This is a genomic window from Providencia sp. Marseille-Q8014 (assembly GCF_965112055.1).
Genome location: NZ_CBCOPT010000001.1, coordinates 2,676,264 through 2,691,107, shown reverse-complemented (window position 1 = coordinate 2,691,107; position 14,844 = coordinate 2,676,264). Strand labels below are relative to the sequence as shown.

The window sequence follows — 14,844 nt, the reverse complement described above, 5'->3', positions numbered from 1 at the left end:
TGTGTCTGGTGTATTTGGAATACAGCTATGCTTTGAATGGATATTGGAAATCCTTCAATGCCAAATACGGGATAAATTCGTTAAAACAGTAATCAATAATTAAGTTTTTTATTTTTGTTAATTAAATTTTATTTTTCCTGTGTCGGTTAATATTGAATTGGTGTTAATTTTATTTTGAATAAGGTAAGCGAGCTAAAAACCAAGTGAGAATTAATAAGTCTGCACTTCCACCTGGACTTAAGTTTTTTAGAATGCATTGCCTATCGAAGCGTTTAATTTTTTCTAAATCTGTCGAATCAACTAATCCACCTTGGTCAAGTACCGCTTGTGCTTGGGTTTTCAGCCATGATAAACCGGCTAGTCCGCCACGATTGGCCACATTGGTATCATCATTGTTTGCCATTAATAAGATGAGTGTTTCAAGTAATGCGAGTTGTTGAGGTTTACCTTCAATAAGTTGTTTTAAATAATAAGGCAGAGATAAATCAACCACGAGTCGGTAACCACTTTCCGCTTCACCACGAGCACCTGTTAAACCAAATGATTGGTATAAACGCTGGCCTGCGGTAGGCGTATCCGTTATTTGCATTAATTCAGTCGTAATACCTTGGCACATCAGTGATACGTCTTGACTGATAGAGGCAGCCGAAACCGGTTTCTGTAACGCTAATTGACGGCCGATGATGGTTAATACTAATCCTAGAGAGAAGATTGAACCTTTATGCGTATTAACGCCTTTTGTCGCACGAAACATCGATTGTTCACATGCAATACCAATTGGGCGAATTTTTTTCAAAACATGCTGAACAGGGAGTTGTTTATACTTTGCGCCAGCGAAGAGAAAATCAGGAAAATGCTGAGCGATAGCACGGGCACTGAGATGAAAATCAGTCAACGCCATATCCTTGTGAGCCCCTGTATTCCATGCATCAACAAGGCCGGGTTTTGGGGTTAGATTCACCTCAGCCATCATGGCTTGCCAACCCAGTTGGCTATAATAATGTACGGCCTCATGTGTGAGCCGTTCTGTTTGCTCAATCGTTAGCGGACGCATTAGCTAGCACCTCGATTTGAGTAAGAATCTCATTCAGCGGATGGATACGCTCCCGAGCACAAATTTTGGCATCTTTTTCGCACAGCAAGCAGCGTCTAGCGGGAAGGCCTAGCTTGGCGCGTGAATATTGCCGCCCCTCAGCGTCAAAGACATCAAAATCCCATAAACGACCTACGTGAGATAACGCTTCTGCTTCAATTAAGGCATGTTTTACCTCAATGGCACTGGCATCTACTGCGACGAAACATTCAGGCCCCGTCGATAAGGCAAAAGATTGTTGCGCTAAAAGTACCCACTGCCTGCGTTGAGCGACCTGTTTAAGCGCATTTAATCCCTGATTAAAGATCAATCTGACAAGATGATTATCTTTGACAGGACCAGGAAAAACGACAGTAAATGAAATCAGGGTTACCTGATGGAGACCAATCCACTGCTGCTGTCTAGCCTGACGGTTATCACGGCTTTGTAGCAGCTCAGGTAAAGAAATTTCAGGTTGCTCTATGGTATCAGGCAGTGGGTAAAACATGGTGTTACTCCTTAATTTGATGCACGATATCAATCACAGAGCCATCTCGGTAGCGAACAACGGCGACGATTTTATCAGTGAATTCAATAGGATTAGGTTTACCTGTTAATAACTCAGCCCGTTCACGTAGCCAATCAATGGAAACGGTATTGATTCCTTGGTTTTCCAATTGTTGTTTCAATTCGGGGCGAGCTGGATTAACAGCGATACCATGGTCTGTGACTAAAATGTCGACACTAGACCCGGGTGTAACACAGGTGATCACTTCATCGACAAGCGTTGGTATACGGCCACGTACTAACGGTGCAACAATGATGGACAGTTTTGATGCAACAGCAGTGTCACTGTGACCCCCTGATGCGCCACGTATCACGCCATCGGATCCTGTCAGTACGTTAACATTGAATTTTGTATCGATTTCGAGTGCACTTAACACCACCACATCCAGCATATCCACCGAGGCACCTTTGGAATCAAAGCAGGCGTATTGATTGGCACTGATTTCGATATGATTTGGGTTGCGAGCTAATGACATTGCAGCGGCACGGTCAAAGCTTTGCACATCAATTAATTTACGAATAAAGCCTTTTTCATGTAAATCGACTATTGTGGATGTGATGCCACCGAGGGCAAAACCGGCACAGATATTGTGACGGCGCATTTTATCTTCTAAGAAACGGGTAACAGCAAGTGACGCACCCCCCGTACCTGTTTGTAATGAAAAGCCTTCTTTGAAATAGCCTGACTTTTCGATAACGTCGGCGGCAGTTCGAGCGATCAAGAGTTCTCTAGGATTCGAGGTCATGCGGGTCGCATCGGCACCAATTTTATCGGCATCACCAACCCGTGGCACTTTGACAATATAGTCCACTTCATCCTGTTTAATACTTGCGGGATTGTGTGGGTATGGCAGTAGTTCTTCCGTTAACATGATGACTTTATTGGCAGTTTCAGCATCAATTTTGGCATAACCGAGTGAGCCACAACAGGCCTCACCAGTGTAACCATTAGCATTGCCATATTCATCACAAGAGGGGACCCCGATAAAAGCGACATCGATACTGAGCTCACCGCTGTGAATAAGATTAGCTCGACCACCATGAGAGTGGATTTGTACGGGTTCAGTTAGCTCACCACGAGAAATGGCTTCAGCTAATGGGCCTCGAAGACCTGAAGTATAAATTTTACGTACGACACCATGGCGAATATGCTCCACTAATGGTGAATGACAGGCACTTAACGAGCTTGAAGCCAGTGTGAGATGACGAAAACCCATTTCTGCGATGACTTGCATAACAAGGTTAATTGTTAAATCGCCACCACGAAATGCATGATGAAATGAAATAGTCATGCCATCTTTTAAACCCGCACGGCGAATAGCGAGTTGCAAGTCTTCACACAGTTTACGATTACGTGGTTTTTGCACCTGCTGCTGAACCTTGCCAATATCATTAAACTGACGATGTGATTCGTCTGTCATAAGGTCAAAATAGGCTGATACGCGAGCCTGACGCTGTGTCATATTTGTCATTTTTTATGCCTCACTCTTCCCGAATTCCTGATAATGCCGCTCGTGAAAGGACTAAACGTGCTCGATCAATCACTGGGCCATCAACCATTTTCCCGTTTAATGAAACGACACCACGACCTTCTTGCTCAGCAGCATTAGCTGCATCAACAACACGTTGAGCATGATCCACTTCTTTTTGGGTTGGGGCATAAAGGTTATGCAGTAGCTCGATTTGACGAGGGTTAATTAAGGATTTGCCATCAAAACCAAGCTGTTTAATGTGAGCAGCTTCTTTTAAGAAGCCTTGTTCATTATTCGCGTCAGAGTACACGGTATCGAATGCTTGAATACCTGCTGAACGCGCTGCCTGTAAAATAGCGCACCGAGCATAGAGGAGTTCAATGCCTTCTGGAGACCGCTCGGTACGCAAATTGCGAACATAGTCTTCAGCACCTAATGCGATGCCAATAAGTCGGGGTGATGCGTGAGCAATATTGACTGCTTGTGTAATCCCCATGGGTGATTCAATTGCTGCGAGTAAACCGGTGCTACCCTGTTCACGACCACAGCTTTTTTCAATACGTAAGATTTCATTTTCGATATCAATAACGTCTTGCGCCGTATCTGTTTTTGGCAGACGTACGATATCGGCACCACCACGAACAACGGCTTCTAAGTCAGCGACACCGAAGGCCGAATCAAGGGCGTTCACACGTACAACCGTTTCAACGTCCTGATATAGCGGGTGCTGTAGCGTATGATAAACCAAGCGACGAGCCGTATCTTTTTCACGGAGTGTGACAGAGTCTTCAAGGTCGAACATCAAAGCATCCGCTTTATAAATAAAGGCATTACTTAGCATGGCCGCATTGGAGCCAGGCACAAATAGCATACTTCTACGGGTGCGATTTTTTTGTTGTGGAGTCATTATTGCTCCTCCCAAGGTAAGGCAGTTATGTCAGCAGCTCTGGCAAATAAAGCTTCTAAGCGTGCTCTAAGAACACATTCCAGAGCGCCTTTATCGTCAACAATAATTTGAGCCCCTTGGATGTCGTGTTGTTTAACTAGCTCAAGCACTACGTGTTCAATTGCATCGCCAAACTGTTTTTCAACACTACTGCTGATTTGTATCGAGACTTCTTGGGTGTCTTCTAAGGGTTCTATTCGTACCATGACATCACTTGATTCAAGCGTGCCAGCAACGGCTGCGTGGAGTATTTTCATAGTTCACCTGTGACTAATTCAGAATTTTCGATGCGGTGAGAGGCAGATGGTGAGCGGGAAGCTAACATATTCTCTAAATAGTGATAGGTTGCTTCAGGCACAATCGGCTTGATCGCCGCCAGATCTTTTTTAGCAAGTAGCCTACGTACTTGTGAGGCGGAAACTGCCGTGCCGTCGTAGACCATTCGCGGAGATTCAACCAGCTCAATAGGTGGGGAGTTGAGCGTGCGAGTTTCGAGCCAAAAGCGCATGTCTTCGTTATATTGATGAGTGACTTTGCAAAAAGGCTCTGTTCCAACAAAACGGTGAGTAATACCAAGTGCGGGGGCAATATATTGTCGAAAAATTTTAATATCGATTTCGGTATAACAATTATCAACAACCGCTTTATCTTTAATGAAATAACACGGGAAAGTTGCTCGAGAAATAATGTATTCAGAGCCTCTATGAATGGTAAGGTTCTCTATTCCTTGAGTGCCAGCTTCAATTAACTGTAATCTGACGCTGTAAGGGAAGCGAGAGGTATCTTCTTTGACAACAAAAAGATGAAGCCAATCACAGGATTTGGCTGCTTTTTCAATTAAATAGCGGTGCCCTAAAGTAAATGGATTGGCATTCATCACAATCGCGCCAATTTTTTTGCCTTCTTTATACTGGGCTTTTAAACTTTTAATATAGCGTTTTAGATAACAACAGCTGTTCTCCATTAACACCATAATATTCGGCACGGTGGCTAGGGTATGGAATCCACACTGTTGAAATAAACTTTCATTTTGTGTTTTAGTATAAATAAATAAGTGAGTCGTATTATTTTCATAGGCAAGGTTAACCAATTCGGTTGCTAGCTTTAACGCTAAACCTTCACCACGAACATGATCACTAATTGCAACACATTTAATAACATTTTTAGCGAGGCCACCACACGCAATTAATTTATCATTACGCGTAATCGTAATAAAAACGTCAATACTGGAATCTATATCTAAATCGTTTTCTTTTAAAAACTGAGCTATTTCAGCTAGTTTCCTGTTCTCATGACGTTTTACTTGGTTAAACGTTATGTTTTCGAACATATTAGTATCCTGCATCTCATATAGAGATGTTTTTAAGTTGTTACTAATGTTAAAGTTAATTAAATAAAAGTTCAGATATTAATTTAATAAATAACTCATTAGCTTTTTATTTAATTACCCTGTTCGATATTAATATTAAAGATTATCTCATTATTATATTTGACCTATTTCATGTTTCTAAAAGGAGTTTGTATTTGTTTTATGGTTTTAATGTGTTTAATTATGGGATATGTTGTTTATTGCTTGGTTTTAATGTATTTAATTATTAATATGTCTCTTATTCGTGAGCTCAGTTAGCTTCATAATGCGCTAATCGATGTTTTTTCGTGTAACAATATTTTTACTTTTCAGTAGGTAATAGGATATCCATGAAAAAAGAGTACCCGCGGTCTCCATTTAGAAAAAGCCACTCGATATCCTTTTCTGTGCGAGTTTTCTTTCTTTTATTACTCGTTTCCGTTGTGTTGACGTTTAGTTTGGGTAAGTACTTCACCGAAACCGCTGAAAATCGTTTAATGGCGAATATTCGCTCACTTGCAATGAGCCAAGCGAAGTTGATCGCCTCCATGGAAAGTATTATTCAGTCCGTTAAGACACGCGATATCCCAAAATTAAAGATAATTGCGGATAAACTTAATCAAGATTCTGACTATGATTATGTGGTCATCGGGGATGAAAATTCGCTACGCCTATATCACCCCAATGAAGAAAAAGTTGGCTTCAAGATGCAGTGGAACAAACCCGGTGCATTAGAGCGGGGGGAAAGCTATTTTATCGGTGGGGAAGGTTCTATAGGCAATGCCGTTCGCGCGAAAACCCCGATATTTGATGAAAACAATCAAGTGATTGGTGTTGTCTCTATTGGTTATCTCACGAATAAAATAGAGACGTCCAGAAGTGAATTATTGGTTCAGACGGGAGCCATGTTTTTTGGGGTGTTAGTGATATTGTTATTCCTATCATGGGCCTTTACTCGCTTGATTCAGCGGCAAATGTTGGGGATGGAACCTGAGCAAATTACACAAATGGTTGTCGTACAAAAAGGAATATTTGAAGCGGTTTTTGAAGGGGTGATTGCTGTTGATTGCGCAGGAAAGATCATTAATATCAATCATAATGCACGTAAAATGCTTTCGTTAAGTGAACCCTTGAACCATTTAGTTGGGCGTTCAGTGAGTGAGTTGATTACCCCAGAGACTTTCTTTATTAATGATATCGCAACAACGCAGCATGATGTTATTTGTTCATTTAATGGTTTGAATGTTATCGCTAACCGCATTGCTTTATTAGATGAAAATCATCTCATTGGTGCGGTGATTAGCTTTCGTAGCCAAAATGATATTGAATCCCTCAACTCACAATTGACACAAGTGCGTCAATACGTTGAGAATCTTCGCTCATTACGTCATGAGCACCTTAATTGGATGTCGACACTAAGTGGTTTATTGCAAATGAAGGAGTATGACCAAGCATTGGCAATGATAAGGGGGGAATCAGAGTCACAACAGCATCTCATTGATGCGCTACGTCAACAATTTGCGGATAAACAGGTCGCAGGTCTACTGTTTGGAAAATATCACCGAGCCAGAGAACTCGGGTTGCAGTTGGTGTTCACGCCGGGTTGCCAATTGAGTTCACTCCCACCGTTATTAAGCAGTACTGAATTCTGTGCAATTTTAGGTAATCTTTTGGATAATGCATTTGAAGCAAGCCTAAAAAGTCAGGAAGGAAACAAGCAGATTGAATTATATCTCTCAGATGAAGGTAATGAGTTTGTTATTGAAGTGGCTGATGAAGGCTGTGGTTTCCCTTCAGAAATAAAAGATAAATGGTATGAAAGGGGCATAACGACAAAAACGGAGTCTGTCGATGGGCATGGGATCGGCTTGTATCTGGTGGCTTCGTATGTCAAAAGATGTAATGGTGTGATTATTATTGAAGATAATCAACCAAATGGTACTCTATTCTCAATTTTTATTCCAAAAGTGAAGATATAAAATGATGAAGATAAAAATCCTCATTGTGGAAGATGAACTGCTGCTCGCTGAGATGCATGGCGAATACATTAAATCCTATCCTGCTTGCGATAAAGTTTGGGTGGCAGGGGACTTGGCACAGGCCAAAAAAATGATCGAATATATGAAGCCTGACCTGATCTTACTGGATAACTATCTACCTGATGGAAAGGGGATAGATTTGGTTCATGAATTAATCCAAGAAAGAAATAGTGCAGATATTGTTTTTACAACGGCGGCGAGTGATATGGAAACCGTCTCTGAAGCGATTCGTTTAGGGGTTTTTGATTATTTGGTGAAACCTATTGCTTATGAGCGATTAGGTCAGACACTGGATCGCTATATTCAACGTAAATCGGTCTTGCAGGCGAGCCGTAAAACGAATCAGAGCCAAATTGATGATATGTTTAACACATATGCACGCGGTGAAGCGAAAGAGGAACTGCCAACGGGTATCGATGGGTTAACGTTAGAAAAAGTCTTGTCACTATTTACGCAACCAGAAGCGGAGCATACTGCGGAAACAATTGCGGAAACTATCAAGCTCAGCCGTACTACAGCGCGTCGTTATCTAGAGTACTGCTTGGCACAACACAAAATAGAGGCAGAAATTGAGTATGGTAAGGTAGGGCGTCCTCAGCGTATCTATCGCGCGGTTCAAAAATAAGCTTATCATTAGCGTCTGCATAACGTGATTTTTATGCAGACAACTAACACTATTTTTTTAAATTATTTTCAAGTATCAACACTTTTTTCTCTGCTCTTTCATTGCCGTGTGCGGCGGCGAGTTTGTACCAATACAGTGCTTTTTTATCATCCTGATTGACGCCCATGCCATATTGGTAACAGGCCCCAGTGGCATACTGCGCGTCAGCACTGCCATGTTGTGCCGCACGAATAAACCAGTGGCAAGCTTTTGCTTGATCAGCAGTTACACCATCGCCTCGAGCATAGATCAAAGCGAGGTTAAATTGCGCCGAAATTTCACCTTGTTCAGAAGCCAAAGTTAACCATTTTATAGCAGATTTAATGTCCTGTTTGACGCCTTGTCCATGCAGATACAGCATACCTAAACTATTTTGTGCAGGAGAGAAACCAAGCTGCGCTGAACGTGAAAAATAGTGATAAGCTTGTTGATAGTTAACTTTATCATACATGCCAGTCGCGGCCTGATAACCTAATAGATAAAGTGCTTGAGGTTGATCTTGTTTCGCCAACGATAGATAGATTTGCTGGGCCTTTTGCGGATCTTCAGTGACTGCAATACCTTTTTCATACCAATAAGCCAGCATCAATTCAGCCGGTTGGAAATGTTGTGCTGCGGCTTTAACTAACCACTCTTCAGCGTGCTGTTTGTTTTGTGGCAGTAAATTATGTATCCCCGTTAAAGAATATTCGGCCATATTTAACTGACCGAGAGGATCACCGGCGGTGGCGGCTTTTTTCATCCATAACAGCATTTGCTCTTCATTCTTATCTACCCCTTTACCTTGTTGATACATAAGGGCGAGATTAATTTGTGCCTTTGTAAATCCTTGCTCTGCGGATAAACGATACCATTTAGCCGCATCGGCAAGTTGGTTTTCGGATTGATATAGCATAGCAAGGTTGAATTGTGCCTCGGCCTGCCCATTTTGTGCATTTTCGTACAGTTTTTGTTTATCTTGAGGCGCTGGCTCAGCGTAACTGTGCAGCGCGAAGGCATTGAAAATAATAAACAGCGATAACAAAAAATTTTTCACGGGAGACCCTTTTATCGTTTTTTCTACGAGTAGGTTAACTTGCTGTTTTCACTTAAGCAATAATGAATATAACTAGGACGTTTTTCGTGAACAGCGTGCTTGGTGATGTCAACAGAGAATTTTTTCAAGGAAATAAGAAAAAATTATGAACCTTTATTAAGGGTAAGAGGTCTTATTAGTAAGTATATCTGTTTGCTTGCGTAAACATTCATATATTTACCCTCAATATTCATTTCTTTACATGAAGTAATGCAATAATGCATCTAAGTAGTGAGAGTTTCACTCGTAGCAACGAAGATCCTTAAGTAGAATGCATTATGCCCAGCCGATTTGCTGGGCTTTTTTTTATCTAAATTTCCTCTCAACAACCCCCGTTATCCTTTTCATCTTAGTTGTCTGCATTGTTATTCATATTCTATGTTGATTTATTTTTAATCAAATTATTGTGTGTGAGATAACGACACGTTTTGACGAATAGCGCTATTCAACGGCTGTTTTATGGAAGTAAAAATAAGAATGTGTAGTTGATTTACACATTAGCACCAAGGAGATATAAATTTTGTCGCTATGCGCTTTAAATCAGAACAATATGCTTAACATATGATATACAATTGATTAATTAATGTTCGTTGTGGGTGGTGGAAACTGGCTGTATAAGTGAGCTTAATCACGATATAAAACTATTGATGGGGTAATTAGTGCTAGCTAAATCTTTATTTTTGGTGCATAAATAGCGTATATTGCTTAATTGATTTTCGCATTCCTAGCGGTGTTTATCCCTATAAATGTTGAATAAATAATCAAATCTGCTTTAACTCATTGAATTTTATGTTTGTGATTCATAAACATCGTTTTACACACAGAGATGTTAATTTTGAAGGTTAAATCTATGGAGCCTAAGGTCAGGGATTTTGACGTCATTAGCCCGCAAAGTTTGGATTTTTCAACTTTAATTCTTGAGACAATAACAATGCTGAGGGTACAGACAGTACCCCATTTTGCTTTTTGCTTACGTACAGGTTGTCATAGAGGTAACTAGTGTCCACAACTAACAACAAAGAGGAAATCAGTCTTAACGCGTTTAAGCAACCTCGCTCGTTCTATCTTATATTCTCCATCGAACTCTGGGAGCGTTTCGGTTATTACGGTCTTCAGGGGATCCTTCCTATTTATCTTAGCCAAGTGCTGGGAATGTCAGAAACAGAGTCAATTACGCTGTTTTCTGCTTTTGCTGCTTTAGTATATGGCTTTGTGGCGATAGGAGGCTGGTTAGGTGATAAAATCCTAGGTACTAAACGTGTTATTGTGCTTGGTACGCTGGTTTTAATCGCCGGTTATGCTTTAGTGGCCTATTCTGACCATGATGTCTCCATGGTATATGTCGGTTTGGCAACCATCGCCGTAGGTAACGGCTTGTTTAAAGCTAACCCATCATCATTATTATCAACCTGTTATGCTAAAGACGATCCACGTTTGGATGGTGCATTCACGATGTACTATATGTCTGTTAACATTGGTTCCTTCTTCTCTATGTTAGCAACACCGTGGTTAGCCAAACATTATGGTTGGGATATTGCATTCTCACTCAGTGTTGTTGGTCTTGTTATCACCTTGATTAACTTCTTTATGTGCAAAAAATGGGTCGCGGCTCATGGCTCTAAGCCTGACTTTGTACCCATGGTCATTTCAAAGCTCTTAGCCACGCTCGTTGGTATTGTTGCACTGATTGCGATTTCAACTTGGCTACTGCACAACATGGATATTGCTCGTGCAGCGCTAGGGATTATTTCATTAGGTATCATTGTTATCTTTATTAAAGAAACGGTCGCGTTAGATGGAATAGCACGTCGCCGTATGATCGTTGCGCTGATCCTGATGTTAGAAGCGATTGTGTTCTTTGTTTTGTATAGTCAGATGCCAACATCTCTTAACTTCTTTGCGTTACATAACGTTGAACATGAAGTTTTAGGTTTCAGCGTTGAGCCTGCACAGTATCAAGCTTTAAACCCACTGTGGATTATGATTGGTAGTCCGATCCTTGCGGCTATTTATAATAAGATGGGCGACCATCTACCGATGCCGCATAAATTTGCTATTGGTATGCTGCTTTGCTCTGCGGCGTTCCTTGTGTTGCCATTGGGTGCAAAATTCGCTAACGAAGCGGGTATTGTGTCAGTCAATTGGTTGATCATCTGCTACGGCTTCCAAAGTATCGGTGAATTGATGATTTCTGGTTTAGGTCTGGCGATGGTGGCACAATTAGTTCCACAACGTTTAATGGGCTTTATCATGGGGTCATGGTTCTTAACAAACTCCGCAGCGGCATTTATTGCTGGTTATGTTGCTTCTATGGCAGCAGTGCCAAAAGGGGAACTCACGAGTTCTGTTGATTCTCTGGCGGTGTACAGTGATGTGTTCTTGAAAATAGGTGTTGTTACAGGTGTGATTGCGATTTTGATGGTCGTCACCGCACCAATGTTAAATCGTATGACATTAGAGCGTGATTAAACGAATTTTATTGCTCGATGATTAAATAAAAGGGCCGAAACAGGCCCTTTTGTTATTTATGAAAAATTATTTTTTCACTTTATGGACGATATCAACATATTTTGAGGTATCGTCTTGTGATGGATAGATGCGGTAAGTGTATTCCTCTGGAGTCACCGTCACGTTTTCGACAACGCGAGTAAATAATACTTCACCCTTATCATTTTTGGCGGTAAGGGAACGGCTTTTTCCATCTTCACTGAATGACCAGTCACCTTGCATTTTCGGCTTACCCTCTAAAGTGGTCATCTTAAAAGTACCATCTGGGTAGTATTCCGCAAGTCCGAAGAAGTTAGCCACTTGCTCATTGGCAGGGTCAACACGTTTTTTGTCTTGATCAAGTGCTTCTGTTGTCACCCACACTTTATCTACCATGATATCTTCATACGCATTGAGTTTCTTTTCGACAGAAGCTGATAAACCAACAGAGGCTGTTGAATTTGTATTAGCTTGGACTGTGAACGCCGCAACACTAGACAGCGCAATGATAGCGGCAATAAAAGGTTTCAATTTCATAAATACTCCATTATTAGATGACATTATAGATTGATTAAAGAGAGTCCTTATATAAAACTAGAAGATTAATGATGAAATGTGAAGGCGTAAATTATTGCCAATTATGTCTATCGTATAGTTATCTTTACGCAATAAATGCGTGTGAAGAAACTGGTACTTAACCAAAATACCAGTTTTAGGGGAGGCCGTCAGTTGAAGTGACGGTTGTTAATTATTTTTAATGAACGATTATTACCATTAATTAATAGTGTACTTGAAGTACGGCCATTCGCGTTATAAGCGATCCCTGACATTAATACGGTAGGAGTAATGGCGGTGGCGGCAAACATAACATCATCGGTACTGACCATCGTCTCTAACGTCAGTATCTCGCCGATAGCGACACCCATTTGCTGGCAACGTAACGCTTCTTGTTCGGCTAATAATCTATTTTCTGGGCTATCGCCTTTCGCTAAAGTTCGGGTAACTAAGCGGGCTTGCATGTCTCCACCTAGCGCACGTGCAATAGCAGCACTAATAATCCCTTCTGGGGCACCACCCGTGCCATACATCATATCGATAGGTTGTTCTGGCAATATAGCTAATAGTGAAGCTAAAACATCGCCATCGGGGATGGTAACAACATTCACACCAAAATGACGTAGTGTTTGCATAATATGCTGGTGGCGAGGCTTATCTAAAATAGCAATTGATAGATCAGCAATGGGTTTATTGAGTGCAGATGACAAATTCTCAAGGTTTTTTTCTAATGGATTGGCAAGATGGACCGCACCTTTAGCCTCTTTGCCGACAACCAATTTTTCCATGTACATATCTGGTGCTTGTAAAAGAGCGCCTGTTGGGGCTGCGGCTAGCACCGCAATCGCATTATGTTCATTACAGGCAACCATGCGCGTACCATCGATAGGGTCAACAGCGATATCTAACTTCTGTTTTGCAGAAGGGTTTCCAACCTGTTCCCCAATATACAGCATAGGCGCTTCATCAATTTCACCTTCACCAATCACCACTTGCCCGTGAAAATCAATGGCGTTAAGGCGATTACGCATTGCTTCGACGGCGGCTTTATCTGCCGCATGTTTATCTTGTTTACCCACCCAATCGTGAGCTGCTAAAGCTGCAACTTCTGTAACGGAAGCGATTGCATAAGCTAGTTCATCGCTAATTTGCATTATTTATTCCCTGAATAGTAAAACATCATATCTAGACATATAATACTTTTTTTGTGATCTATCTGGCAAATCGTTGGTGAGGAAAGCGGCTGGAGAAATAAAAGAAAAGCAGGCTAATTAGTAGCCTGCCTGTGTGTTATAGCGCTTCAACGATCGCAATACCGCCAATAATCGAAATTAAAGCGGCGAGCGTACTGAGTAATACGGTTCCTGCCGCAGTCTCAGTATAAGCCTTATTACTGATGGCTAATGCTGGAACGGCTGTCGCTGTCGGCAATACCCCAATAATAAAGGCAGATTTTAACATATCGCCTTGTAAGCCAAGAGCAATACCGGTTCCCAGTATTAAGGCAGCTTGCACAAAGTTCTTCACAAAGACGTTGAAAACGATCTCGACGCTAATTTTTAGCTTAATTCCAGACAGTAGTAAGCCTAGGAAGAATAATGCGACCCCTCCCGCTGTTTTACCTAATTCGTTTACTGAGTTTTGCAGTATTTCAGGTAACTTAACGCCAAAAATAGCGAATAAGGCACCTAGAATAGGTAGGAACACTAACGGTTGTGCGACGGCTTTACCAATTGATTTTAAAATACCGTTGTTTTGTTGCTTGCCACTAATCAGCAACAGGGTAAAAGGAATGATAATAATGGTATAAATTAAATTTCCTAGCACCATCGCAATAAGACCAGATGAGCCTACTGTTGCTAAAAGCACCGGTGGCCCACAATAGGCCATATCAGGGAAAGAAACGGATAGCGCTTGCATCGCTGAGTCTTTTTTATTATGTCGGAAAAAAACTTTACCGACTAAGAAACCGATTATATAAGAAACGATCAAGCCAACAGCTAATGCTAATAGATAGTCAATATTGAGCAGCACAGAAGGTGGGGCTTGTGCTGCGGCAAGGAATAGGGCAAAAGGTAGTGCAATTTTAACAACAAAGTCAGCAAATGCTTGGGAATATTCACGTTTTATAAAGCCGTATTTTCCTGATAGCCAACCGACCGCTAAACCGAGAATGATTGGTCCAAGTGCGGCCATTATTACTTGTAATAACATAATGTCCTCATGAGATGAAATAAAATATTACCCGAATAGACAAATTATGACGCACGAAAATTCACCACTTAAAAAATTATCTTATTTAGATAATCTTATTTGTGCTGATTTCAAGTGTACGGGCAGTACCTCTTTTAGTGGTAGTGTTCACTGTATTATTAATTAGCGCTAATTTTTAATAACGCAAATATATAAATATCACAAATAAATTAGAAAATATGGAAAAATAATCATTATCTATTAAATAAGGTCGTTAATGACAAAAAAAGAGGTTCTTAATAATAAGTAAACATAAAATGAGGGTCATTTTTACAATAAAATAACGCTATTTTAGAACAGTCTTGACTCGACTACGGATAGTGACCTACTGTTCATAATAACTCTTTTTTTGACTAGTATTTTGAG

At 41.0% G+C, this 14,844-nt stretch carries 13 protein-coding genes; 3 read left to right on the top strand and 10 right to left on the bottom strand.

The window, feature by feature from the left end; all coding sequences use genetic code 11:
* Positions 1–169 precede the first annotated feature (169 nt).
* The 6 genes from citG to citC are packed head-to-tail and all read right to left on the bottom strand — an operon-like array spanning position 170 to position 5,387.
* Positions 170–1,054, bottom strand: coding sequence for a triphosphoribosyl-dephospho-CoA synthase CitG (citG, locus tag ACWPW6_RS11895; RefSeq protein ID WP_249998983.1), 885 nt, complete (start codon positions 1,052–1,054; stop codon positions 170–172).
* Positions 1,035–1,580, bottom strand: coding sequence for a citrate lyase holo-[acyl-carrier protein] synthase (citX, locus tag ACWPW6_RS11890; RefSeq protein ID WP_249998981.1), 546 nt, complete (start codon positions 1,578–1,580; stop codon positions 1,035–1,037). The genes citG and citX overlap by 20 nt, the downstream gene beginning before the upstream one ends.
* Before the next feature lie 4 nt (positions 1,581–1,584).
* A complete protein-coding gene (gene citF / locus ACWPW6_RS11885) occupies positions 1,585–3,111 on the bottom strand; it encodes a citrate lyase subunit alpha (protein WP_249998979.1) in 1,527 nt (508 codons plus the stop codon).
* A 10-nt stretch (positions 3,112–3,121) separates the two neighbouring features.
* A complete protein-coding gene (gene citE, locus ACWPW6_RS11880) occupies positions 3,122–4,018 on the bottom strand; it encodes a citrate (pro-3S)-lyase subunit beta (protein ID WP_154622462.1) in 897 nt (298 codons plus the stop codon).
* Positions 4,018–4,314, bottom strand: a complete 297-nt coding sequence (gene citD / locus ACWPW6_RS11875) for a citrate lyase acyl carrier protein (protein ID WP_154622461.1) — start codon at positions 4,312–4,314, stop codon at positions 4,018–4,020. The genes citE and citD overlap by 1 nt, the downstream gene beginning before the upstream one ends.
* Positions 4,311–5,387 (bottom strand): [citrate (pro-3S)-lyase] ligase, encoded by a 1,077-nt coding sequence (gene citC, locus ACWPW6_RS11870; protein ID WP_154622460.1) that lies wholly within the window; start codon positions 5,385–5,387, stop codon positions 4,311–4,313. The genes citD and citC overlap by 4 nt, the downstream gene beginning before the upstream one ends.
* Before the next feature lie 368 nt (positions 5,388–5,755).
* Here citC and dpiB point away from each other — a divergent pair, with 368 nt between their 5' ends.
* Positions 5,756–7,384 (top strand): sensor histidine kinase DpiB, encoded by a 1,629-nt coding sequence (gene dpiB / locus ACWPW6_RS11865; protein ID WP_247047373.1) that lies wholly within the window; start codon positions 5,756–5,758, stop codon positions 7,382–7,384.
* Position 7,385: 1 nt separating this feature from the next.
* Positions 7,386–8,069: a two-component response regulator DpiA gene (gene dpiA / locus ACWPW6_RS11860; RefSeq protein WP_154621838.1), complete on the top strand. Its 684-nt coding sequence runs from the start codon at positions 7,386–7,388 to the stop codon at positions 8,067–8,069.
* Positions 8,070–8,118: 49 nt separating this feature from the next.
* Here the strand turns inward: dpiA and ACWPW6_RS11855 are convergent, their stop codons facing one another.
* Positions 8,119–9,144, bottom strand: coding sequence for an SEL1-like repeat protein (locus ACWPW6_RS11855; protein ID WP_196712983.1), 1,026 nt, complete (start codon positions 9,142–9,144; stop codon positions 8,119–8,121).
* Between the two features lie 1,038 nt (positions 9,145–10,182).
* Between ACWPW6_RS11855 and dtpA the strand changes: the two genes are divergently transcribed.
* Positions 10,183–11,652, top strand: a complete 1,470-nt coding sequence (gene dtpA / locus ACWPW6_RS11850; protein WP_163862279.1) for a dipeptide/tripeptide permease DtpA — start codon at positions 10,183–10,185, stop codon at positions 11,650–11,652.
* A 66-nt stretch (positions 11,653–11,718) separates the two neighbouring features.
* Here the strand turns inward: dtpA and ACWPW6_RS11845 are convergent, their stop codons facing one another.
* The 3 genes from ACWPW6_RS11845 to ACWPW6_RS11835 form a co-directional block, all read right to left on the bottom strand.
* The gene (locus ACWPW6_RS11845) at positions 11,719–12,207 is read right to left on the bottom strand and encodes a DUF4822 domain-containing protein (protein ID WP_154621837.1); all 489 of its coding nucleotides are present in this window, start codon (positions 12,205–12,207) and stop codon (positions 11,719–11,721) included.
* A 188-nt stretch (positions 12,208–12,395) separates the two neighbouring features.
* Entirely contained in the window at positions 12,396–13,379 is a 984-nt protein-coding gene (gene glpX, locus ACWPW6_RS11840; RefSeq protein ID WP_154621836.1) for a class II fructose-bisphosphatase, read from the bottom strand.
* Between the two features lie 136 nt (positions 13,380–13,515).
* The gene (locus ACWPW6_RS11835) at positions 13,516–14,439 is read right to left on the bottom strand and encodes an AEC family transporter (protein WP_154621835.1); all 924 of its coding nucleotides are present in this window, start codon (positions 14,437–14,439) and stop codon (positions 13,516–13,518) included.
* Between the last annotated feature and the right edge of the window lie 405 nt (positions 14,440–14,844).